Source organism: Shewanella sp. SM87, from assembly GCF_025653705.1.
In the GTDB taxonomy this organism is placed as follows: Bacteria; Pseudomonadota; Gammaproteobacteria; order Enterobacterales; family Shewanellaceae; genus Shewanella; species Shewanella oncorhynchi.
Genome location: NZ_JAKKSC010000001.1, coordinates 231,722 through 255,607 on the forward strand (window position 1 = coordinate 231,722; position 23,886 = coordinate 255,607).

Below are 23,886 nucleotides of genomic sequence, written 5' to 3' on the forward strand. Positions count from 1 at the left end.
TCCGTTTTCGGTGTCGAGTATTTGAGAAGTTTGGGTCAACTTTTTGCTGTAAATACTCATAAAAATCTGCTTAAAACCCAATAATTAAAATAGAAAAATGAGGTGTATTATGAAGTTACTCTCCACTCTTACCCTAGCAAGCGCGCTGTTATTACCCCACACATTAATGGCCAAAGAAGTCTCAGGAGTGCAAGTCGCCGAGACAGTGACATTAGATAGCCAAACATTACAGCTCAATGGCGCGGGCGTTCGCAGTAAGTTCTTTATGGATTTATACGTAGGTAGTTTGTATTTGCCAGCAGCATTGAATAGTTCGGCTGCGGTTATTGATGCACCAATTGCGGCAATCCGCCTTAACATTACCTCAGGCATGATCACCTCAGAAAAAATGCGCGATGCGATCACTGAAGGTTTTGAGCAAGCGACGGCAGAAAACACCGCCGATATTCAACCGCAAATAGATACCTTTATGGCGCTGTTTAAGGAAGAAATTAAAGAAGGTGACCAATTTACCTTAGTCGCCAATAAAGCCCGTGGCGTGACAACCTATAAAAATGGTCAGGAACAAGCCACCATCGAAGGTGAAATGTTCCGTCAAGCACTGTTAAAAATTTGGCTAGGTGATAAGCCAGCCCAGAAAAGCCTCAAAGAGGCCATGCTGGGCAAATAACTGACATTAACGTTAGAATTTGAATTCGATATCCAAGGCCGCTGCGCCTTGGTTATCCATTTCAAGCGCGGCTTGATTTGTCACTTCTAACTCACCATCAAAGTAATAACCAGCATAGAGATTTACAGTTAAAGAAGGCGTTGCTCGCCAACCGCCACGCAGATAACTCACCCATTCGTTCGTTTCCACAGCAATATCATCATCCTCAATAAGGAATCGCTCAGTACGACGTGAACTCCCCAAACCAATATTCCAATCAGGATTGAATTGATAACTGAGCTCTAGTCCTGCTGGACCACTAAAACCAGCTTGGAATGGATTAGCCAGTGTCCAATGTTCATCTATCTGCCAACGCATGGCAAGATAAGGCACAGTGCGAACTTCATCGATATCATTAAGATACGCGACGCCAAAGCCAATCATGTTTCCCGAATCAAATGCATACATGGCCGATGCCACAATACCGTAACTCTGAGCTTGGCTAGCCGATGCAGTATCGGCGTAGGCATATTGGATCTGCGGCGCTAAAAAGAAGGCCCAATGTTTATCCATGCGATAATTTAACGACACTCCGGCACGGTAACGATTAATATGATCCCAATTCTGTCCGTCGGTGCCAAACAGCGGTGCGACATTGTTTGCGCCAGTAAGCGTGATGTTACGCCAGTCATAATCAAGTCGGTCATAGCCCACACGAAAGCCTAGCGACCATTGCTTATCCAGTGATACATTCATCCCAGCATTCAGTAATAAGCTGTCCCTTTGTAGCTCAGTATTGCCATTAGCTACCTCGGCGCTTTGGGTGCTGATCTGCGTGACACTTAATCTAAAAGGTTTGTATTCCTGCGAAGGTTTATCCGCTGCAATAGCGGCACAGCTCATTAACGGTAACAATAACAAACTGCCTTTCAGCAACCGCTGTTTTACGCTTAATGGTGCGAGTTTTCGATTAGCCACGCTAGCTCCTTGCATTTAAAATAATGGATAAATTTTTGTGCATAATACGCGCTATTGAATAAAAAGGTTCACACTTTCAAAATGAAGATACAAACTAATACCTTTGAAACAAACAAGCCTTTACTCTACCCTATGCGCCCTCAAGAACATGTCAGCACAACCCAATATATAATGATTCCTGTCGTCAAAAAGCTCATCGGCCGCTAACCCCAATTCTAATTTAAGTTTTAGCTCACCAAACAGCATTAAACATAAACGCACTGCACTATGGTGAGCATTACCAAATCGATATTGCCCTAACGCCTCTACAGCGACTAAATAATCCGCCAATAAGCCCACTATGTGTTTAGGGCCCGCGTCAAAGAACAATCGCGACACTTCAGGATGACTTTCGGATTGCGCCACACAGGCTTTGAATACGGTAATAGCTTCAGGACTGACGATCATTTCCCCAAATTGCAAAGCAAATTGGGTTAATGCCGATTCCGGCTTAGTGGGATCACTTAACAAATCATCATTAAGATTATGGCCAACACACTTAGATTCAATTGCCGCAACAAATAATTCATCTTTGCTGCCGTAATGGGAATATACGGTTTGTTTCGACACGCCCGCAAGCTTTGCAACCTCATCCATACTGGTATGAGGGAAACCTTGACGACAAAACAAATCAATAGCAGCCACAAGGACTTGCTGACGTTTTTGTTCACTACGGCTCAAAGGTAATTGCGTCTCAGAGGAATGCGTCATATCAACTCTCAAATAGATAGACATAATTAATTGGCATTAGTTAAGCACAAAATAGACTAGACAGTCTAGTTTCGTACAACTAGACTGGAAAGTCTAGTTACATAGTATTAACGTTTAACTTACAGCGGAAGCCTTTAAAATGGATCGAACTGCCCGACTTTCTTGGCGCACTCTTAGCGTCTGCGTGTTTGCTTTAGCCACATTATCCGCCTGTCAAAAGGAAGTCACCGAACACGCTACGACAGCCACGCTACCCACAGTCACAAGCCAAGCGTTGATCCAGACCCCAAGTTATGAACACTTTCAGACCTTCACTGGCACTATCCGTGCAGGTAACACCACAGGTGTAGGCTTTGAACTAGCAGGAAAGTTAAACAATTTACTGGTCGATTCTGGGAGTAAAGTTAAGCAAGGACAAATACTTGCAGTTCTCGATACCCGACTACTCGAAGCCGAGCGTCAAGAGATCCAAGCAAGTCTGGCACAAACCCAAGCCGATGTAGATCTGGCCACCAGCACTCTAAAACGTAATCAAGAATTGAAAAAATCGGGCTATGTCTCTGAGCAGCTATTAGATGAAAACCGCTCACAATTAAATAGCTTAGCCGCAGCGAAAAACCGTCTACTTGCCTCGCAGCATGCCAACCAACTTAAGCTCGACAAATCCATTTTAATAGCTCCCTTTGACGGTACCATAAGCCAAAGGCTACATAATCTTGGCGAAGTGATTGCCGCAGGCAGTCCTATCTTCACCTTAGTGGGTAACATCAATCCTGAAGCTTATATTGGTGTTCCTGTTGCGCTAGCAGAACAATTTAACACCAAACAGCAAGTGCAAGTTAGTGTACGAGATCAAACCTTTACTGCTGAAATCGCCGGTATTAGCGCTGAAGTCAATCCCATCAGTCGTACCCTACAACTGAGAATAAGCCTGCCCCAAGATGCACATGTAATCAATGGCGAAATTGCGTATCTGCATCAACAACAGCAAATCCCGCAACCGGGCTACTGGGTACCCATTTCCGCACTGACGGATGGTATTCGTGGATTATGGAATCTCTATGTCATCGCAAACTATGAACAGCAATCCATCATAGAGCGCCGCGATGTGGAAATCCTCTACACCACCCAAGACATGGCCTACATTCAAGGCGCGATTCAGCCTAATGAAATCTATGTAAGTCAAGGGCTGCAAAAGCTGGTCGTCGGCCAAACTGTATCTCCCATTGCTGCAGCCACGAGGTAATTATGATTAAAGCCTTTGTTGAAAACGGCCGCTTAGTCAGCCTCGTTATTGCGCTATTACTTGTCGCAGGCTTTGGTGCGATATCGAGCCTACCGCGTACTGAAGATCCCCACATAACTAACCGTTTCGCCTCTGTGATCACCCCTTATCCTGGCGCCTCAGCCGAGCGGGTCGAAGCCTTAGTGACTGAAGTCATTGAGAACCAGCTCAGACGTTTGGAAGAAATTAAGTTGATCCAATCAACCTCTCGACCAGGGATTTCAGTTATACAGTTAGAATTGAAAGACACAGTTAAAGAAACGGCTCCCGTATGGTCTAGAGCGCGGGATTTATTGGCCGATGCGAAAATTAATTTACCTGAGGGCATACAATCTCCCACACTCGATGATCAAATTGGTTATGCCTACACCGCCATCTTAAGTTTAGTGTGGAATAGTAATACGCCCGTACAAGTCGACATGCTAAACCGCTACGCAAAAGAATTACAGAGTCGGCTCAGGCTGTTATCGGGCACGGATTTTGTCAAACTTTACGGCGCACCGACCGAAGAAATGCTAGTGCAGCTTGATGGTAACAAGATGAGCCAGTTACAGCTCTCTCCTGCTTCAATCGCCCATATTCTCAGTGGCGCCGACAGTAAAATTGCTGCCGGTGAAATCAACAACCGTGAATTTCGTGCCTTAGTTGAAGTCTCCGGCGAGCTTGATTCTTTAACCCGTATTCGCCAAGTGCCGCTTAAAATTGATAGCCAAGGACAAATTATTCGCCTCGGCGACATAGCCACTGTGACTCGCCAAGCTCAAACCCCAGCGGATAGCATAGCCTTAGTCGATGGTGAACAAGGCGTAATGGTTGCAGTACGAATGATCGATAATACCCGTGTTGATCTTTGGCAAGCGCTAGTCAATAACGTCGTTGACGAACTCAATCGCGACGTCCCCGCCAATATCCAGATCCAATGGCTATTCGAGCAAAACAGTTACACCAGCGAACGACTTGGCGGGCTAGTGGTTAACCTGCTGCAAGGATTTGTCATCATCTTGCTGGTATTACTCCTCACCCTAGGCTTAAGAAACGCCATCATAGTGGCGATTTCATTGCCGCTCACAGCGCTGTTTACCTTGGCATGCATGAAATATATCGGCCTGCCGATACATCAAATGTCGGTGACAGGACTCGTCGTCGCCCTTGGGATCATGGTGGACAATGCGATAGTGATTGTCGATGCCATATCGCAAAGGCGTCAGCAAGGAATGAGCCGTTTAGCCGCAGTGAGCGAAACCTTACACCACCTTTGGCTGCCCTTAGCGGGATCGACTATCACCACTATTTTGGCTTTTGCGCCCATAGTACTCATGCCCGGTGCTGCGGGGGAATTCGTCGGTGGCATTGCCATGTCAGTGATGTTTGCGCTGCTGGGCTCTTACGTGATTTCCCATACGTTAATTGCAGGGCTCGCGGGACGTTTTAGTCATGAAGGAAAACAGGATGTCTGGTACCAACACGGGATCAACCTCCCGCTAGTGAGCCAATATTTTCAAGCGAGCCTGAGAATTGCCCTTAAACGCCCTATCGTCAGCGCGCTGCTTATCGGCATTACACCAGTATTAGGGTTTTTCGCCTCGGGTAAGATGACAGAGCAATTCTTTCCGCCATCGGACAGGGACATGTTCCAAATTGAAATCTATCTTGCGCCCCATGTGAGTTTAGAAAACACCTTGAACCAAGTGCAGTTGATGGATAAAAAACTCCACGCAGTCACAGGGATCACTCAAGTCGATTGGGTGGTCGGCGGTAATACGCCCTCATTTTATTACAACCTGACGCAGCGCCAACAAGGGGCGACTAACTATGCACAAGCCATGGTAAAAGTGACTGACTTTGAGCGTGCCAATGAGTTAATCCCCGAATTACAACAGCAATTTGATAGCGCTTTTCCCGAAGCGCAAGTACTAGTACGAAAACTCGAGCAAGGCCCGCCCTTTAATGCGCCAGTGGAGTTAATGATCTTCGGCCCGAATCTAGATACTTTGCGATCATTGGGCGACGACGTTCGTAATATTCTCGCGCAAACGCCGGACGTACTTCACACACGTGCAACCTTAAGTGCCGGTGCACCTAAGCTGTGGCTACAGGTAAATGAAGATGCCAGTCTAATGAGTGGGTTAAGCCTGACGGACATTGCCAAACAGATCCAAATGTCAACCACAGGCGTTATCGGTGGTAGCGTGCTTGAGCAAACAGAATCCTTACCCGTACGAGTTCGCCTTGCTGATGACAGTCGCGAGCAGGTGAGCCGCCTTTCTGAAATTCAATTAATGACACCTTCGGGTGAGTCTGTTGCATTATCCGCCCTCGCCCACAACGAAGTGCAAGTGAGCCGCGGCGCCATTCCAAGGCGCAACGGCCAAAGGGTTAATACCATAGAAGCCTACATCGTCAGTGGGGTATTACCTGCTCAAGTACTTAATGATGTCAAAGATAAAGTGGCTCAATTACCGTTGCCATCGGGTTATCGCATTGAAATCGGTGGGGAAAGCGCTAAGCGTAACGAAGCAGTCGGTAATTTACTGTCCAATATGATGTTGGTCGTCACCTTGTTATTAGCCACTGTGGTATTGTCGTTTAACTCCTTTCGGCTCACAGCGATTATTCTATTGAGCGCGATACAATCAGCAGGACTAGGCCTATTAGCCGTGTTTGTGTTCGGGTACCCATTTGGATTCCCAGTCATCATAGGACTACTTGGATTAATGGGACTTGCCATTAACGCTGCGATTGTGATCTTGGCCGAACTAGAAGATATGCCGAGCGCTCGGCTCGGCGATATGGAAACCATAGTCTCTACCGTCAGCAGCTGTGGTCGTCATATCAGCTCAACAACCATTACCACCGTGGGCGGTTTTATTCCGCTCATCATTGCTGGCGGCGGGTTTTGGCCTCCCTTTGCCATTGCTATCGCGGGCGGCACCCTGCTGACGACTTTACTTTCTCTGGTATGGGTTCCAACCATGTATTTGCTGCTGATGAAAACCCGTACGGCAAACACCCCATCCGCGATTCAAGCTCAAATCGCATCATGAACTAGATATTGGTACAGTTTATCTTTAAGGTTTAATCGCTCTAATTTTAACGCTAAAAAGTGCTCATCGGCGGTGGGCACTTTTGTTAACTCCAGCGCCCTAATTTTATTATCGAGCTCATGGTAACGACTAGCCATGGTCGCGAAGGCAGTATTATTGACTTTTAAATGCTTAATTTGTTCGACAAAATCAGGAAACTCATAAACCAACGCATGATTCTCACCTAGCATATACACTTCTCCTATAATGTGGTTCTAACACTATGAACTCCATTCACCTTAAGCAGCTTAGTCTATACCTTCAGAATACAGCCAGTACTTGGGCATGTTATCTGCTAACATTTCTGCAAAATAAGCTGATGAGTCCAAGTCTAAAACTGCAAAAATATCAACGAAATGAGTTTAAAATTGCAGAAGTTTTAGACCCACATCAAGACTACAGAGTAAAACTTAGGCTACATTGATGTAACCGTTACCTATAGGATCTTACGATGAATTATAAAAATTGGCCTATTGCAAAACAAATTGGCGCCCTCGCGTTTATTCTCACTCTTCTCATCTTTGGCGTATTGAGTACCGTCTCCTATAAAGCCGCTTCAAATGTATTAGAAGATAAAGGTATCAGTGCCATGAAATCTGAAATGCGTGCAGTTTCAGACATGTTAGAGCTGCAGTACGATAGTCTTCTGCAGCTTGCGAGACGCAACGCCGATGTTTTTAAGGAAATGTATCCTGGACAATTTAGTCTGCAAAATAAAACTGTCAATGTGATGGGAGTAGGCTCTCCAGCCCTAATGCATGAACAAGAACAAGTGAACTCATCAAAAAGTAAAGTCGATCGTTTTGCTAATCTAACTGGCGGTACCGCTACAGTATTTGTGCGTGATGGCGATGACTTTATGCGAGTTTCGACTTCGCTCAAAAAAGCCGATGGCAGCCGTGCACTAGGTACTTCCCTTGGCAAAACACATCCAGGCTATCAAGTGCTGCTCAGCGGTAATGAATACGAAGGTTATGCCAAACTTTTCGGCAAAGACTACATGACAGTCTATCGTCCAGTGAAAGACACACAGGGCAAAGTTATTGGTATCTTGTATATTGGCTTCGACATCACCAGTTCCTTAAAACAATTACAAGAAGCAGTTAACAGAATCACCTTAGAAGAAAGTGGCCATTTTCTATTAGTACGCAAAGCAGACAATGTGTTAGTCGCCCATCCTAAGTTCAACGCAGGTGACATCATCACCGAAAGTATGCTTGATGGCTTAAGTGTTGCGTATGCCACCCAAAATGATGCGGAATCCCATTACAGCAATAGTAAAAATGAGCCCATGTTTGCCTATAGCCAAACCGTAACAGGCTGGAATTGGGTGCTAGTGGGTCAAGTCAAAGCAAGTGAGCTTAATGAAGAAAGTATGCAATTGCTCACCATCAACGCCATCGTTGCTATCACAGGGATCGCGCTGATCACAGCGCTATTATCAGTTGTCTTAATTCGCGCACTCAAACCTTTGCATGCCCTCCAAGTGCATATGGAAAATTTAGGCAGTGGCGATTTTAGCCATCACTTAGCGCCATCAGAACCACAGAGTCAAAACGAAGTGGATCGAATTACGACCAGCGTATCAACTATGTCCTCAGAGCTCAGGCAATTGATTATTGCATTGCAGGATTCAGTCATGAGTCTAGAGCAACAGGCCTCCAAGGCACAAAGTATCGCGAAGCAAAATGGTGAAGAAGCTCAAGCCCTAATGCTACAAACGGATCAAATCGCAACTGCCATCGAAGAAATGTCGACCTCGATCCGTGATGTGGCTAATCATGCCCAAGATGGCGCAGTTCAAAGCCAGCAAGTGGATGCCGCAGCCAAAGAAGGTCAAAACCAACAGACGAAAGTGGTGCAGGATTTACTCAAACTCAGTCAGCAACTCAGCAACAGTCATCAATCGGTTGAAAAAGTCAGCCATGAAAGTGAAGCGATCAGCAAGGTGACCGAAGTCATTAACAGCATTGCCGAACAAACTAATTTACTCGCATTAAATGCAGCGATTGAAGCGGCGCGCGCAGGCGATCAAGGTCGAGGCTTTGCTGTCGTTGCCGATGAGGTGAGGACTCTCGCCCAGCGGACCCAGTCATCCATTGTAGAAATTGGCCAAACAATTGAAAAGCTGCAAACTCAAGTGAAAAGTACCACAGAACAAATGAGCCAAAGTCATCAATTAGGAATGGAATCTGCAGCACAGGGTGAAGCAACGGGTGAACAACTGAAGGAAATCACCCGTAGGATTGGCGAACTCGCGATTAGCTCACGCAATATAGCTTCGGCTACTGAGCAGCAAAGCAGTGTTGCACAAGAGATAACCCACAATTTGCATCAGATCAGCGAACTCGCTAACGAAGGCGAGCACCGTGCCACTGAAACAGTGCATTCTGCCAATGAACTGTCTTCCTTAGCCGCCGCCTTAAAACGCCAAATAAGCCAGTTTAAGGCATAACTCAAATACGGACTTAGATAACCTGAGCTCGGGATAAGCAGAGCCGCTGAATAGACATCTTTTCGGGCCTCTCTGCGTTGCTCTGTCTAACCATAGCTCGCTATGGCGTACGACAGAGCGCCTTGATATGCGCAAAAATCTGCGCATTCAGTCAGGAAATAGATTTTTCGCTTTAAACGAATAATTTTATGTAATTGATTTTATTTGTTAAATTTAGATTTTTTCGACACTCGTTATCCCGAGTTCAGGTTAGATACAGAGTTAGTGCTTTATCAAACGTTAAATGCCGCCCTAACTGGGCGGCATTTTTTATAACAGCACTACATCAAAACGATAGGAGCAACATTTAAGAAAGGGATTTGGGACTTTGATTTAGGATCCTGACGTAAAGGAGTAATGGAGTAATGGAGAAATGGAGAAAATATCTTAAACCATGCGAGCAAGCATCTGCAGAGAGCACAATCAAAAAGCGATGATATCAGGCCTATTCGCTGCAGTTATACCACCACTCTGCAGCGAAGTTAACTGCTTGGCCTAATACAATAACGCAGCTCTACTTCAAACTAAAATAACCTCAGCCCATCAAAAAATCCCAATAAAAAACCCCGCTAATGCGAGGTTTTTAAATCGAGTTTAGACGTTACTCGGCATCTTCTGCCGATCTGTCCATGTTCTCTGTATTTTCAAGCCACAGGGCATTGATAATCCCGAAAGAACAGGCCAACAAAACCCCTAATATCCACGTAAAATACCACATAGCAGATGCTCCTTAATGCCTAATAGAGTGAGGCTTTGTTATCTTCAATATGCTTACGGCCGATACGACCAAACATCTTGTAGTAAGTCCAGACAGTGTAGCTCAACACTATAGGTACGAAAATCGCTGCAGCAGCAGTCATAACACCTAAGGTCATTTTACTGGCTGTTGCATCCCACATAGTCAAACTGACGTTAGGGTTAAGTGATGATGGCATGACGAATGGGAACATTGCTGCACCGCAAGTCAAAATCACCATAGCCACAGTGAGTGAGCTGAATAGGAACGCAAAACCTGAACGGTTAAAGCGGCTAACCAAAATCACTAGCAGAGGCAATGCCACACCTAAGATGGGGAACAGCATAGTGATGGGGTATTTGTCATAGTTGGCAAGCCAAGCACCCGCTTCAATTGCGACGGTTTTCATGGCTGGGTTAGAAACCGCATTATGGTCCAGTACTGAAGTCACTACATAACCATCAATACCATTGGCTAACCACACACCCGCAGCAGCAAACAACACAGCCACTAACAGTGCGAAGAATTGCGTGGCTTTCGCAGCACGAACACGCAGCTCACTGTCAGTCTTCATTTGTAGCCAAGAAGCGCCTTGCATCATAAACATGCTCACGCTCACAAGACCTGCCAGCAAACCGAAAGGATTCAACAGGCCGAACAGACCACCATGATAAGTCGCACGTAGGAACTCGTCGAATTCAAAAGGCACACCTTGCAACAAGTTACCAAAGGCCACGCCTATGATTAGCGGAGGTACAAAACCACCGGCAAACAAAGCCCAGTCCCACGACTTACGCCATTTTGGATTTTCGATTTTAGAACGATAATCGAATCCGACTGGACGCATGTAGAGGGCAAACAGCACTAACATCATGGCGACATAGAAGCCAGAGAAAGACACTGCATACACCATAGGCCAAGCGGCAAATAACGCACCGCCTGCTGTGATTAACCACACTTGGTTGCCGTCCCAATGGGGAGCAATAGTGTTAACCATGATACGGCGTTCAGTATCGTCTTTGCCTATAATTGGCAGTAACGCACCGACACCCATGTCAAAACCATCAGTAACCGCAAATCCGATGAACAGTACGCCGATCAGAGCCCACCAGATAACTCTTAATATTTCATAATCAAACATAATGAAATCCTCTGCTTAGGCTTCTAGGTTCTCGAAATGATAACGACCAGTTTTCAAACTGCTCGGACCAATGCGGGCAAACTTAAACATCAAGAACATCTCAATCACCAGCAGTACAGTGTAGAACAAGGTGATAGAAAGGATACTGAACCATAAGTCGCCAGTCGTTAAGCTTGACGCAGACATAAAGGTCGGTAGTACCTCAGAAATCGTCCAAGGTTGACGACCATACTCAGCCACAAACCAACCACACTCAATCGCGATCCAAGGCAATGGCAAGCTATAAAGTGCAGCTTTAAGTACCCATTTTTTCTCGGCAATTTGATGACGTGTGCTTTGCCAGAATGCCGCAGCAAATACGAACAACATGATAAAGCCTAGACCTACCATCACACGGAAGCTCCAGAAAATCGGTGCTACGTTCGGGATAGAATCTTTAGCTGCTGCTTTAATTTGCTCTTCAGTCGCATCAACCACTTTGTCTGTGTAGCGTTTCAGTAAGAAACCGTAGCCTAAGTCGACTTTCGCTTCTTCAAAAGCAGCACGTAGTTCAGGCGTTTCTTCACCCGCTCGCAGTTTCACTAGCATGGCATAGGCTTTCATACCGTTACGGATACGCACTTCATGCTCAGCAATCAAGTCATGAATACCAGTCACTTCTTCATCCAACGAGCGTGTTGCCACTATACCCATCGCATAAGGAATTTTGACTGCAAAATCTGTTTTCATGGTTTCTTGATTCGGAAAACCGACAGCAGTAAAGGCTGCTGGAGCAGGCTCGGTATGCCACTCAGCTTCAATCGCTGCTAACTTAACGCGCTGTGCTTCACCCACTTTATAGCCAGATTCGTCACCTAACACGATAACCGACAGAATCGCCGCCATACCAAAGCTTGCCGCAATCGCGAATGAGCGACGGGCAAAAGGTAAGTCACGTTTCTTGAGGATGTAATAAGCACTGATCGCCAGTACAAACATGGCACCCGCCACATAACCCGAAGCGACGGTGTGAACAAACTTAACCTGCGCGACAGGGTTAAACACAACCTCAGCGAAGCTGGTCATTTCCATACGCATGGTTTCGTAGTTGAACACTGAACCCACAGGGTTTTGCATCCAACCGTTTGCCACTAGGATCCACAATGCCGACATGTTAGAACCAAAGGCCACTAACCAAGTCACGACTAAATGCTGACGCTTAGTGAAACGATCCCAACCGAAGAAGAACATACCCACGAAGGTAGATTCAAGGAAGAAGGCCATTAAACCTTCAATAGCCAGAGGCGCACCAAAGATGTCCCCTACGTAATGCGAATAGTAAGACCAGTTAGTACCAAACTGGAATTCCATTGCCAAACCTGTGGTAACCCCCAAGGCAAAGTTAATACCAAATAACTTACCCCAGAACTTAGTCATATCTTTATAAATTTGTTTATCTGTCATCACATACAGTGATTCCATGATAGCCAGCAAAAATGCCAACCCCAAAGTCAAGGGAACAAATAGGAAGTGATACATGGCTGTCAGCGCAAACTGCAACCGCGATAGCTCAACAACCTCTTCAACAATCATCGGTGACTCCTTACTTGGTGCGTCCAATTGCTATGACAAAAACCCGCGTCAATCACAGCAAGTGCCTTTGTAGGATAGTGAGTTTTCATTTTGTGTTTATATCTGCGACAACAGTATAAACCGTTAAATTTAATCTTTTGCATTAGTTCGAAGCAGCAAGGGCTAAAAAGTACCAATATCCGTTGCATATTGAGACGCGAGTCACACTATCGCAAGTAACTGAGACCGACACCCTACCACTCACTCAATCAAATGATTTCATCGATATAAATATCAGATAGTTAAGATATTTATTCATTTTCATTTGTGGCTATTTTATACCACCTCGCTTTGATGCAAATCAATCAAACTCAGGGGTTTAGGTGGGTTTTGCGGTGAGGCACACACTTCCCCACCAGAGAGGATTGACAATCGATAAAAACAAGAGTAGTGAGCAACCATTAATTGATATAAAGTCATACTTTCACTAACTAGGCAGCAAAAATAAGCTCTAATCATCAAAAAACCAACAAATAAATAATGTTGCAACAAATTAACTAAAAAATATTGTCACAAATTTAAGTATTCCATAATTTAAAACCTTTAAAATCAAACATAAATACATATAAATATAAAAAATCACAATCAAACAGTCTAAAATGCATTAGTTTTAATAATGAATATTTGTATTTTTTCTCGTTTGAGAAGCTAACCTAAGTTGTTTAATATATGTCCTGTGTTAAGGAGACAATTTGGTAGAACTGGTGTCGTAGCCCAGCCAAGACCAACTTCGCGCACATAGGTACTAACTTTTGGTGTGGAGATATCGATATGACTAAATTATTTGAACGTCTGGTTAACAGCTACAAGCGTGTTTTTGTTGAACTTTATACAGCTAATGAGCTGAAATAATCCCCAGAATTACTCGTGAAATTAATTGCATTTATGTGAAGTTTTGTTAGCGCAAAACGGGCCCCATCTCCCTGAGATTGGGGGCTTTTTCTATATTAAGACCCTAGCATCCCCCAACAACTCCAGAACCCCATAAAACACCACGCCCCGTATCAAATGCGCAACATACCTATTAATAGGTATTTACCGATTAAAGTGGCTATTTTGCCACTTTAGTCCATTAGATTATTTGCAATAAGCGTTAATAATTTAAAATACAATCACTTCCATAAAATGCATTTTATATATAAAAAAGGAGCGAAATTATCGCTCCTTTTTTACGCTTTCATTAACCTGCTTTTGCCCCTCAACAAAGGCAAAAGCCGTTGACTTTAAACGCTTAACCTAAGGTCACTCGCGCATTACGGAACATACGCATCCAAGGGCTATCTTCACCCCAAGCATCTGGATGCCAAGAGTTCGCCACTGTTCTGAACACACGTTCGGGGTGCGGCATCATCAAGGTTACGCGGCCATCGGTGGTACAAATCCCAGTCAAGCCATTTGGCGAGCCGTTCGGGTTTTGTGGATACTGAGTCGCGATATCCCCCTTACCATTGACAAAACGCAGCGCAATCGTGCCTGACGCTTCGGCAATCGCCAGCGCTTCAGGGCTAGCAAACTCAGCCAAACCTTCACCGTGGGATACAGCAATGGGCATACGTGAACCGGCCATACCTTGGAAAAATAACGACGGGCTCTGTTGCACTTCAACTAAGCTGAAACGCGCTTCGAAACGCTCTGAGCGGTTACGCACAAAACGTGGCCAGTGCTCGCTGCCTGGGATAATTTCCTTCAGGTTCGACAGCATTTGACAACCATTACACACGCCAAGGGCGAAACTTGAGTCACGTTCAAAGAAACGAGAAAACTCATCGCGAGCACGCTCATTAAACAAAATCGACTTAGCCCAACCCTCACCTGCACCTAATACGTCACCGTAGGAGAAGCCACCACAGGCCACTAGGCCTTGGAACTCATCTAGGCTGATACGGCCAGATAAAATGTCAGACATGTGCACGTCGCGGCTTTCAAATCCGGCGCGGTCAAAGGCAGCAGCCATTTCCACGTGGGAGTTAACGCCCTGCTCACGCAAAATCGCCATCTTAGGCGCAGCGCCCTTAAGGATATAAGGTGCGGCAACATCAGTGCTTGGATCAAAACTTAAGTTAACAGTTAAGCCTAAATCGGTTTCGTCTTGCTTAAGTTTGAACTCTTCAAGCGCACAGGCTGGGTTATCACGTAGAGCTTGCATACGATACGTGGTTTCTGACCACAGAGTACGCAGCGCCACACGGGTATCACTGAAGATTTCACGCGCGCCATCTTTAATAGTGATGCGTTGATCGTCGGCTAGAGTTCCGATCACATGGCAAGGCACACCAGCGATAGCGAACTGAGCGGCAATTTTCGCAGCATTGTCACGGCTCACTTGCAGCACAGCGCCGAGTTCTTCATTAAAGAGTCGCTCTAAATCCGTGCCCTGCAAGTCTTCTACATCTATGTCTAAACCTGTATTACCGGCAAAAGCCATTTCCACTAAGGTAGTGAATAAACCACCGTCGCTACGGTCGTGGTAAGCGATAACCGACTTCTTAGCCACCAGATTTTGCATGGTTTCGAAGAAACCACGCAGCAGTGCAGCATCGTCAAGATCCGGCGCAATATCACCTAACTCACCAAACACTTGAGCTAAACAAGAACCGCCTAAACGATTTTTACCCGCACCTAAATCCACTAACAGTAAAGACGTTTCGCCTTTATCGGTGCGTAGCTCTGGCGTCACTGTGTTGCGAATATCTTGCACCACACCAAAGGCGGTGATGACTAATGACATAGGCGACGTCACGGTTTTATCCGCGCCATCTTGTTGCCATGCGGTCTTCATCGACATAGAGTCTTTACCGACCGGAATGGTCAGGCTCAGCTCTGGACACAGTTCTTCACCTACGGCTTTCACCGCTTCATAAAGACCCGCATCTTCACCAGGGTGACCCGCGGCAGACATCCAGTTGGCAGAAAGCTTAATACGCTTAAATGAACCGATATCGGCACCGGCGATATTCATGATTGATTCAGCCACAGCCATACGGGCAGAGGCGCCAAAGTCCAGCAGCGCCAGCGGTGTACGCTCGCCCAGTGACATAGCTTCACCGGCGTAAGTATCAAAGCTTGCCGCAGTGACAGCGCAATCGGCTACTGGCACTTGCCATGGACCCACCATTTGGTCACGGTTCACTAAACCTGTAACTGTGCGGTCGCCAATGGTGATAAGGAAGGTTTTATCCGCGACCGTCGGCAAGCTCAGTACGCGTTTAACCGCTTCTTTAACATCAATCTTGTTTTGTTCGAGCGCTGGCGATACGGCTTTGGCCGATACCACATCGCGGCTCATCTTAGGCGCTTTGCCTAATAAGACTTCGAGCGGTAAATCGATAGGATTATTGTCGAAATGGCTGTCGCTAAGCGTTAAATGTTTCTCTGCCGTCGCTTCACCCACAACCGCAAAAGGCGCGCGCTCACGCTCACAGATGGCAGTAAATAGTGCGAGGTTTTCAGGGGCAACTGACATCACATAACGCTCTTGTGATTCGTTACACCAGATTTCCAGCGGGCTCATGCCAGGCTCATCCGAAGGCACGTTACGCAGATTGAATAAACCGCCACGCTCGCCGTCATTCACGAGTTCAGGGAAAGCGTTCGACAAACCGCCCGCGCCCACATCGTGGATAAATTGGATCGGGTTTTTATCGCCAAGCTGCCAACAGCGGTCAATCACTTCCTGACAACGACGTTCCATTTCTGGGTTTTCACGTTGCACAGAAGCAAAATCTAAGTCTTCACTCGATTGACCCGATGCCATAGACGAAGCGGCGCCGCCGCCCAGACCTATGTTCATCGCAGGGCCACCGAGCACAATCAGCTTAGCGCCAACAGTAATTTCGCCCTTTTGTACGTGTTCTTCACGAATGTTACCTAAACCACCGGCTAGCATAATAGGCTTGTGGTAACCACGGACTTCAACGCCGTTGTGGCTGCTGACTTCCTGCTCATAGGTACGGAAATAACCGACCAGTGCCGGACGACCAAACTCGTTGTTAAATGCCGCACCGCCGAGAGGACCTTCGGTCATGATGTCCAGCGCGCTCACGATACGTTCTGGCTTGCCATAGTTACCTTCCCATGGTTGAACAAAACCTGGGATTTTTAAATTGGATACGCTAAAGCCTGTTAAACCCGCTTTAGGTTTAGAACCACGACCCGTCGCGCCTTCATCACGAATTTCACCACCCGAACCGGTTGCAGCGCCAGGATATGGGCTGATGGCGGTTGGATGGTTGTGAGTTTCCACTTTCATCAGGATGTGCATTGGTTCAGTGTGGTAGTTGTATACCCCATCAGGATCGGGGAAGAAACGACCCGCAACCGAACCTTCCATCACAGCAGCGTTATCTTTGTAGGCAGATAACACGTGATCAGGCGTGGTTTCAAAGGTGTTCTTGATCATCTTGAACAGTGACTTAGGCTGAACTTCACCGTCAATGGTCCAATCTGCGTTAAAAATCTTATGACGACAATGCTCAGAGTTCGCCTGAGCAAACATCATCAATTCGATATCGTGAGGATTACGACCTAAACGGACGAAGTTCTCGACTAAATAGTCGATTTCATCTTCGGCTAAGGCAAGGCCCAATGTAGTGTTAGCCACTTCAAGTGCGCGGCGACCTTCCCCAAGAATATTGACGCTCTTAAACGGCGCAGGCTCAGTGCGTTTGAACAGCACATCGGCTTTGGTAAAATCATCGAGGATAATTTCAACCATGCGATCGTGCAGCAACGCATTTAAAGCTTGTTGCTGAGGCGCTGTCAGTGCATCTGACTCGACATAATACGCAACGCCTCGCTCCAAACGCTTCACTTTACCAAGGCCACAATTGTGCGCGATGTCAGTGGCTTTTGAAGACCAAGGAGAAATAGTACCGGGGCGAGGAGTGACAAACAGGAGTGAACCTTGGGGGATATGAGCTTCTATCGCAGGTCCATAGGTGAGAATTTTTTCAAGTTGCTGGCGTTCATTTGTGTCGAGCAACTCGCTCAAATCCGCTAAATGGACATACTCAGCATAGATTTGGCGTACCGGAAGCGCAGCGTTTTCGCAGGCCTCCATCAGCTTTTGCACCCTAAACGTCGAGAGTGCAGGGGCTCCGCGGATGATCTCCATCACGTCTATTCACCTTATTATTTATTATTGCAGGGGTCAGAGGTGGCGCTATTATAAGGAAATGTCTGTCACAAATCACCTGCGACCTTACGCAAAACAGTGTTTCCTGTGATATAAAAAGCCCAGTATTGTGTCGACTGCACTTTCCCCCAGAATGATTTTTTTTCGAAATCGCAGACAAACGGATATAATCCCACCAATGTCAGCCAGTTCACCACTAATGCCTCACTGTTAACTCGCTATCTATAATATTGATTTTATTTACTATAAGTACATTTAATGACTCGATTTCTGTTCGCTCTTATCTTAGGTTTCCTACTGACTGCCTGTCAGCAGGTGACCGTGGACGAAACAGAATTCGTGCCAAAAAAATTAACTGAGCTAAGAGTCGGTACACTTTACGGCCCACAGATTTATATGACCTCGGGCCAAGGTGATAGCGGTTTCGATTACGATATGGCGGTATTGTTTGCCGAATACTTAAATGTGCCCTTAAAAATGGTGCCCTACACAAACCGTATCGAGTTGTACGAAGCCCTCAAAAAGAATGAAATCGATATTATTGCTGCAGGCATGACAGAAACGCCCACAAGGCGAGAACAGTTCCGCTTAGGTCCACCGCTATACCGGGTGAATCAAGTGTTGGTGTATCGCGAAGGCATGCCAACCCCAAAAGACATCAGCGACTTAAAAGGCAAGATCACCGTTATCGCCGACTCTTCCTTCGTCGAGACCTTGACCCAGTTGCAAAAGCATTATCCAACGCTGGTGTGGGATCAAATTACCGACAAAGACAGTGAAGAGTTGTTGGCTATGATTGCCAACAAAGAAATTGACTACACTATCGCCGACTCTAGTAGCGTACAGATCAACCGTCGCTACCTGCCCGACTTACGCTCAGGTCCTGTGCTAGAAGAAAAACTCGATGTGATCTGGCTATTACCTCCCACTCACAGTGATGAACTTATGAGTAAATTGCTGGCCTTTTGGCACCAAGAGAAGCTTGCCGGCACGCTGGATCACCTCAACGAGAAATACTTTGGTCATGTAAAACGCTTCGATTATATCGATACTCGCGCATTTATCCGTGCCATTGAGACAGTATTGCCGCGTTATCGACAATTATTTGAAACCCATGCAGGCAATTTAGATTGGCGTAAACTGGCAGCAACCAGCTATCAAGAATCACATTGGAATCCTAATGCCCGCTCGGCCACAGGAGTGCGTGGCATGATGATGTTGACTCAGCCAACCGCCAAAGAGATTGGGATCACCAACCGACTCGATGCCGAAGAAAGTATTCGCGGCGGCGCGGCGTATTTGAACGATATGATCAATCGCCTGCCAGAATCGATCCCCGAGAGTCAACGCATGTGGTTTGCGCTGGCCTCTTACAACATAGGATATGCCCATATTGAAGATGCACGTAAGCTTGCGGAATCGATGGAGTTAAATCCCAATGCTTGGCGAGATTTAAAAAAGGTACTACCGCTACTGCAAAAGCGTAAATATTATCAAAAAACACGTTATGGTTACGCCCGAGGCAGTGAAGCCGTTCATTACGTCGACAGCATCCGTCGCTACTATGACACGCTAGTCTGGGTGGATAATCAGTCGAAACAACCCGACCCCGATGATGACTCGAGCGACCTTACTGCGGAAGAACCCGTACTTCCTGCGGGAACGTTAAGCCCTGATCAACCTAAATAGCTTAACTCGTTAGCGCTCAGGTGCATGGGCCAAACGACAATCCAACAACTCACTTCTTATATATCAAGTACAGAGTTTTACGTAACAAGAACATCAACATAAAAACTCAAGATGTACATAGATGTCTTCAACAAGGTGCGATATCAAACAACAGGAGAACCGAATTAAGGTTTGCCAACCTAACTCAAATTTGCGATGAAAAACATCGCTTAGTTCAGCTTATCTGACCAGTGCTATTGCTGCACTCCTGTGCAACTGCTACTGTCTTGGGGTATGACCTAAGATAAATCTCTGTAGGGCATCGATAATAACAATTAATGGGGTCAATATGAGAAGAAAAACCATCAACAATACCGTTGCGCGTCGTCGTACTTTGCTAAAAATTCGTCATCGCCGTATTTTAAATCGTCAAAAACTCTTCTTTACTTTTATTCAGTCTCAGGATTAATTCTGTCACGTTAATCGTCACTTACCAATAGCTTGCTGCGCCTTTTGAGCCTGTTTCAGGGCTTTTTTCTCTTCCCTGCGACGTTTAAAAAAACGACTCAATTGCGCGCTACAAGCATCGGCCAGCACCCCTGATGTGACTTCAACTTGGTGATTAAACGCCGGATGTTGCAATAAATTCACCACAGTACCCGCTGCACCCGTTTTTTCATCCCGTGCGCCAAATACCACACGAGCAATTCTGCTATGCACCATAGCGCCCGCACACATAGCGCAAGGCTCGAGGGTGACATATAAAGTCGCATCTAAAAGACGATAGTTTTCGACCAAACGCCCCGCTTCCCGCAAACATAAAATTTCCGCATGGGCGCTAGGATCGTGCTGGCTAATGGATAAATTGTAACCCGTCGCAATCTGCTGACCGTCTTTGACCAATACCGCACCCACAGGTACTTCGCCCTCAGCTTCAGCTTTCTCGGCCATCAGCATCGCGACTTGCATCCAATGTTCATCTTGCTGAGATTGTTCGTCTTGTTGCGTTTGCACCACTTACACCTTATCTCTTTTAGCAAAAAATAAAGCCGGATTATATCAGTCAAGCACAGATATTTCACGGCTGAGCCATTCAACCTAAGTTAATCCATCAAACAACAAAAAAGGCGCACTCGGCGCCTTTTATTCGTTAATTCAAATAATTAACTTATTCCCATTCGATAGTCGCTGGCGGCTTGCCAGAGATATCGTAAACTACGCGGGAAATGCCATCGACTTCGTTGATGATGCGGTTTGATACGCGGCCTAAGAAATCATAGGGTAGATGTGCCCAATGGGCCGTCATAAAATCGATTGTTTCGACGGCGCGCAATGACACCACCCAATCGTATTTACGGCCATCACCCATCACGCCAACAGAGCGTACTGGTAAGAACACAGTAAAGGCTTGACTGACTTTATTGTATAAGTCGGCTTTATGCAGTTCTTCGATGAAGATAGCATCGGCGCGGCGCAGCAAGTCACAGTATTCTTTTTTCACTTCACCTAATACGCGCACACCAAGACCTGGTCCTGGGAACGGGTGACGATATAGCATGTTGTATGGTAGGCCTAACTCAAGACCAATTTTACGCACTTCATCTTTGAACAGTTCACGCAGAGGCTCGACTAAACCGAGCGCCATATCGGCTGGCAAACCGCCAACGTTATGGTGAGATTTAATCACATGGGCTTTGCCTGTGGCACTGCCGGCAGATTCAATCACGTCTGGATAAATCGTGCCTTGCGCTAACCATTTGGCATTGGCGCATTTTTTCGATTCTTCATCGAAAATTTCCACGAATACGCGGCCGATGATCTTACGCTTAGCCTCTGGATCGGCTTCGCCTTTCATCGCATCGAGGAAACGGTTTTCCGCATCAACGTGAATAATATTCAGGCCGAAATGATCGCCAAACATTTCCATCACTTGCTCGGCTTCATTCAAACGTAATAAACCGTTATCAACGAATACGCAGGTCAGTTTTTTGCCGATAGCGCGGTGTAGCAGCATAGCCACAACCGAAGAATCAACACCGCCCGATAATCCTAAAATCACTTCATCATCACCGATTTGCTTCTTCAAGCGCTCAATCGCATCTTCAATGATAGAGGAGGGTTTCCAGTTGGCTGCACAGCCACAAATGTCTAAGGCAAAGTGCGATAACATGCGCATACCTTGGCGAGTGTGGGTCACTTCTGGGTGGAACTGTACGCCGAAGAATTGCTTTTCTTCGTTTGCCATAGCGGCAAATGGGCAAGTGTCTGTTTTAGCGACCGCCACAAACCCTTCAGGAATAGCCGACACTTTATCACCGTGGCTCATCCATACGTCGAGTAAGGGTTTGCCTTCGCTACTAACGGCATCTTCGATGCCTTTGAATAGCAATGAATCTGTCAGCATTTCAATTTGAGCGTAGCCGAATTCACCTTCGCCCACACCTTGGATCACTTTACCGCCCAACTGCTCAGACATAGTCTGCATGCCGTAACAAATGCCCAGTACCGGCACACCTGCGGTAAAGACGTATTCAGGCGCACGCGGCGAGTTTTCAGCCGTGACACTTTCTGGTCCGCCCGCAAGAATAATGCCGTTCGGGGCAAATTCGCGGATTTGGGCTTCTGTTACGTCCCAAGCCCATAATTCACAGTAAACGCCGATTTCACGGATACGACGGGCAATCAGTTGAGTGTACTGAGATCCAAAATCGAGGATCAGTATCTTGTGCTCATGAATATCGCTCATGGGTAACCTTTATCTCATCTATTGTTTTAACATTGCTCAACGCGGCGAGGGCCAGCCTTGAGTATTGGATCACACGCTTTACAAAGGGGCGGCTTATTGCCGCCCCCTCTTATCAAACGATTAAGAACCTGAACGATAGTTCGGCGCTTCTTTAGTGATAGTCACATCGTGCACGTGGGACTCGCCCATGCCTGCTGAAGTCACTTTCACAAATTGGGCTTTTTCATTCAGTTCTAGAATGGTGGCACAACCCGTTAAGCCCATGCATGAACGCAGACCGCCCATATGTTGATGGATGATTTCCTTCAACTTGCCTTTGTAAGGCACGCGCGCCTCTACACCTTCGGGGACTAACTTATCGGCAGCATTATCGGATTGGAAATAACGGTCAGATGAGCCTTGAGACATAGCGCCTAAAGAACCCATACCACGGTAGGATTTATACGCACGGCCTTGATATAACTCAGTTTCACCTGGTGCTTCCTCAGTTCCCGCAAACATTGAGCCCGCCATGATGCAAGATGCACCCGCCGCTAATGCTTTGGCTAAATCGCCAGAGAAACGAATGCCGCCGTCGGCAATCACAGGAATACCTAGGCTCTTCATGGCTGCAGCGGCATCGGATACCGCGGTAATTTGTGGTACGCCCACGCCAGTCACGATACGAGTCGTACAGATAGAACCAGGGCCAATACCCACTTTAACTGCGTTAACACCCGCTTCGACTAAGGCTAATGCACCTTCAGCCGTGGCAACGTTACCGCCAATGATTTGCAAATCAGGATGTTTAGCGCGAGTTTCACGAATGCGTTGTAAAACGCCTTCGGAATGGCCATGGGAAGAATCGATAAGTAAAACGTCAACACCGGCTTTAACCAGAGCGTCAACACGCTCTTCATTACCAGCGCCCGCACCTACGGCGGCACCAACACGTAAACGGCCTAACTCATCTTTACAGGCATTCGGTTTACGTTCGGCTTTTTCGAAGTCTTTAACTGTAATGAGGCCTTTCAGCTTATAGTTATCATCAACCACAAGAACTTTTTCGATACGATGTGAGTGCATCAATTTTTGCACTTCATCTAATTTAGTGCCTTCGGCAACAGTGACTAAACGCGCTTTAGGCGTCATCACTTCTTCTACCGTTTTGCTCCAATCTGTCACGAAACGTACGTCACGGCCAGTGATGATACCAACCAGCTCGTTGGCTTCGTTGACCACGGGATAACCCGCAAAACCATTCTTCAGTGTTAACACTTTCAGATCGGCTAAGGTCGTTGATGGCGTCACAGTTACAGGTTGTTGAACCACGCCCGCTTCGTAAATTTTTACTTTACGAACTTCTTCGGCTTGTTTTTCAATGCTCATGTTTTTATGAATAAAGCCTAAGCCGCCTTCCTGCGCCATCGCGATCGCAAGACGAGCTTCGGTAACTGTGTCCATAGCGGCAGACACTAGTGGGATATTCAATTCAATGGTATTGGTCAGGCGAGTTTTTAGAATGGCGGTATTTGGGAGTACAGTCGAATGCGCAGGAACAAGCAACACATCGTCAAAAGTAAGCGCTTCTTTAATTAAACGTAGCATATGCAACATCTCCCCAGTTGAGTA

Annotated in this window: 15 protein-coding genes; 5 read left to right on the forward strand and 10 right to left on the reverse strand. The window is 46.3% G+C overall.

Features of this window, described 5'->3' with window-relative positions; genetic code table 11:
* The first annotated feature begins 109 nt into the window (after positions 1 to 109).
* Positions 110 to 670 carry a chalcone isomerase family protein gene (locus L5M11_RS01110; RefSeq protein WP_263191111.1) on the forward strand — a complete coding sequence of 187 codons (561 nt, stop codon included), beginning with the start codon at positions 110 to 112 and terminating at the stop codon, positions 668 to 670.
* 12 nt (positions 671 to 682) lie between these two features.
* On the opposite strand, the gene L5M11_RS01115 is transcribed toward L5M11_RS01110, so the two are convergent.
* Positions 683 to 1,627, reverse strand: coding sequence for an autotransporter outer membrane beta-barrel domain-containing protein (locus L5M11_RS01115; RefSeq protein WP_263191113.1), 945 nt, complete (start codon positions 1,625 to 1,627; stop codon positions 683 to 685).
* A gap of 120 nt (positions 1,628 to 1,747) precedes the next feature.
* Positions 1,748 to 2,377, reverse strand: a complete 630-nt coding sequence (locus L5M11_RS01120) for a TetR/AcrR family transcriptional regulator (protein ID WP_131523683.1) — start codon at positions 2,375 to 2,377, stop codon at positions 1,748 to 1,750.
* 139 nt (positions 2,378 to 2,516) lie between these two features.
* Between L5M11_RS01120 and L5M11_RS01125 the strand changes: the two genes are divergently transcribed.
* Positions 2,517 to 3,623 (forward strand): efflux RND transporter periplasmic adaptor subunit, encoded by a 1,107-nt coding sequence (locus tag L5M11_RS01125; RefSeq protein ID WP_263191116.1) that lies wholly within the window; start codon positions 2,517 to 2,519, stop codon positions 3,621 to 3,623.
* Between the two features lie 2 nt (positions 3,624 to 3,625).
* Positions 3,626 to 6,706, forward strand: a complete 3,081-nt coding sequence (locus tag L5M11_RS01130; RefSeq protein WP_263191117.1) for an efflux RND transporter permease subunit — start codon at positions 3,626 to 3,628, stop codon at positions 6,704 to 6,706.
* On the opposite strand, the gene L5M11_RS01135 is transcribed toward L5M11_RS01130, so the two are convergent.
* On the reverse strand, positions 6,691 to 6,936 hold the full coding sequence (locus tag L5M11_RS01135) for a YdcH family protein (protein WP_263191118.1): 246 nt from the start codon (positions 6,934 to 6,936) through the stop codon (positions 6,691 to 6,693). The two genes, L5M11_RS01130 and L5M11_RS01135, sit on opposite strands and share 16 nt — an antisense overlap.
* A gap of 260 nt (positions 6,937 to 7,196) precedes the next feature.
* Here L5M11_RS01135 and L5M11_RS01140 point away from each other — a divergent pair, with 260 nt between their 5' ends.
* Complete coding sequence (locus tag L5M11_RS01140) at positions 7,197 to 9,200, forward strand: methyl-accepting chemotaxis protein (RefSeq protein ID WP_263191119.1); 2,004 nt, start codon at positions 7,197 to 7,199, stop codon at positions 9,198 to 9,200.
* Positions 9,201 to 9,840: 640 nt separating this feature from the next.
* Here L5M11_RS01140 and cydX read toward each other — a convergent pair.
* From cydX to purL, 4 genes are all read right to left on the reverse strand, one after another.
* Entirely contained in the window at positions 9,841 to 9,957 is a 117-nt protein-coding gene (gene cydX / locus L5M11_RS01145; protein WP_011788717.1) for a cytochrome bd-I oxidase subunit CydX, read from the reverse strand.
* Positions 9,958 to 9,976: 19 nt separating this feature from the next.
* Complete coding sequence (cydB, locus tag L5M11_RS01150; RefSeq protein WP_028761243.1) at positions 9,977 to 11,116, reverse strand: cytochrome d ubiquinol oxidase subunit II; 1,140 nt, start codon at positions 11,114 to 11,116, stop codon at positions 9,977 to 9,979.
* Positions 11,117 to 11,131: 15 nt separating this feature from the next.
* Positions 11,132 to 12,688 (reverse strand): cytochrome ubiquinol oxidase subunit I, encoded by a 1,557-nt coding sequence (locus L5M11_RS01155; protein ID WP_028761244.1) that lies wholly within the window; start codon positions 12,686 to 12,688, stop codon positions 11,132 to 11,134.
* A gap of 1,270 nt (positions 12,689 to 13,958) precedes the next feature.
* Positions 13,959 to 17,840, reverse strand: a complete 3,882-nt coding sequence (purL, locus tag L5M11_RS01160) for a phosphoribosylformylglycinamidine synthase (protein ID WP_263191149.1) — start codon at positions 17,838 to 17,840, stop codon at positions 13,959 to 13,961.
* A 279-nt stretch (positions 17,841 to 18,119) separates the two neighbouring features.
* On the opposite strand from purL, the gene mltF reads away from it, so the two are divergent.
* Positions 18,120 to 19,550 (forward strand): membrane-bound lytic murein transglycosylase MltF, encoded by a 1,431-nt coding sequence (gene mltF, locus L5M11_RS01165; RefSeq protein WP_168824519.1) that lies wholly within the window; start codon positions 18,120 to 18,122, stop codon positions 19,548 to 19,550.
* A gap of 465 nt (positions 19,551 to 20,015) precedes the next feature.
* Here mltF and tadA read toward each other — a convergent pair whose 3' ends face one another.
* The 3 genes from tadA to guaB all read right to left on the reverse strand — a co-directional run bounded on the left by tadA (position 20,016) and on the right by guaB (position 23,862).
* Positions 20,016 to 20,543, reverse strand: coding sequence for a tRNA adenosine(34) deaminase TadA (tadA, locus tag L5M11_RS01170; protein WP_411569072.1), 528 nt, complete (start codon positions 20,541 to 20,543; stop codon positions 20,016 to 20,018).
* A gap of 154 nt (positions 20,544 to 20,697) precedes the next feature.
* Complete coding sequence (gene guaA, locus L5M11_RS01175) at positions 20,698 to 22,275, reverse strand: glutamine-hydrolyzing GMP synthase (protein ID WP_263173080.1); 1,578 nt, start codon at positions 22,273 to 22,275, stop codon at positions 20,698 to 20,700.
* Positions 22,276 to 22,395: 120 nt separating this feature from the next.
* On the reverse strand, positions 22,396 to 23,862 hold the full coding sequence (gene guaB, locus L5M11_RS01180) for an IMP dehydrogenase (protein WP_006085677.1): 1,467 nt from the start codon (positions 23,860 to 23,862) through the stop codon (positions 22,396 to 22,398).
* Between the last annotated feature and the right edge of the window lie 24 nt (positions 23,863 to 23,886).

What these genes read in the sequence shown, in the direction of transcription:
- L5M11_RS01110 (WP_263191111.1), top strand. Translation starts at nt 110, where the DNA reads ATGAAGTTACTCTCCACTCTTACCCTAGCAAGCGCGCTGTTATTACCC.
- L5M11_RS01120 (WP_131523683.1), bottom strand. Translation starts at nt 2,377, where the DNA reads ATGACGCATTCCTCTGAGACGCAATTACCTTTGAGCCGTAGTGAACAA.
- L5M11_RS01125 (WP_263191116.1), top strand. Translation starts at nt 2,517, where the DNA reads ATGGATCGAACTGCCCGACTTTCTTGGCGCACTCTTAGCGTCTGCGTG.
- L5M11_RS01130 (WP_263191117.1), top strand. Translation starts at nt 3,626, where the DNA reads ATGATTAAAGCCTTTGTTGAAAACGGCCGCTTAGTCAGCCTCGTTATT.
- L5M11_RS01135 (WP_263191118.1), bottom strand. Translation starts at nt 6,936, where the DNA reads ATGCTAGGTGAGAATCATGCGTTGGTTTATGAGTTTCCTGATTTTGTC.
- L5M11_RS01140 (WP_263191119.1), top strand. Translation starts at nt 7,197, where the DNA reads ATGAATTATAAAAATTGGCCTATTGCAAAACAAATTGGCGCCCTCGCG.
- cydX (WP_011788717.1), bottom strand. Translation starts at nt 9,957, where the DNA reads ATGTGGTATTTTACGTGGATATTAGGGGTTTTGTTGGCCTGTTCTTTC.
- cydB (WP_028761243.1), bottom strand. Translation starts at nt 11,116, where the DNA reads ATGTTTGATTATGAAATATTAAGAGTTATCTGGTGGGCTCTGATCGGC.
- L5M11_RS01155 (WP_028761244.1), bottom strand. Translation starts at nt 12,688, where the DNA reads ATGATTGTTGAAGAGGTTGTTGAGCTATCGCGGTTGCAGTTTGCGCTG.
- purL (WP_263191149.1), bottom strand. Translation starts at nt 17,840, where the DNA reads ATGGAGATCATCCGCGGAGCCCCTGCACTCTCGACGTTTAGGGTGCAA.
- mltF (WP_168824519.1), top strand. Translation starts at nt 18,120, where the DNA reads ATGACTCGATTTCTGTTCGCTCTTATCTTAGGTTTCCTACTGACTGCC.
- guaA (WP_263173080.1), bottom strand. Translation starts at nt 22,275, where the DNA reads ATGAGCGATATTCATGAGCACAAGATACTGATCCTCGATTTTGGATCT.
- guaB (WP_006085677.1), bottom strand. Translation starts at nt 23,862, where the DNA reads ATGCTACGTTTAATTAAAGAAGCGCTTACTTTTGACGATGTGTTGCTT.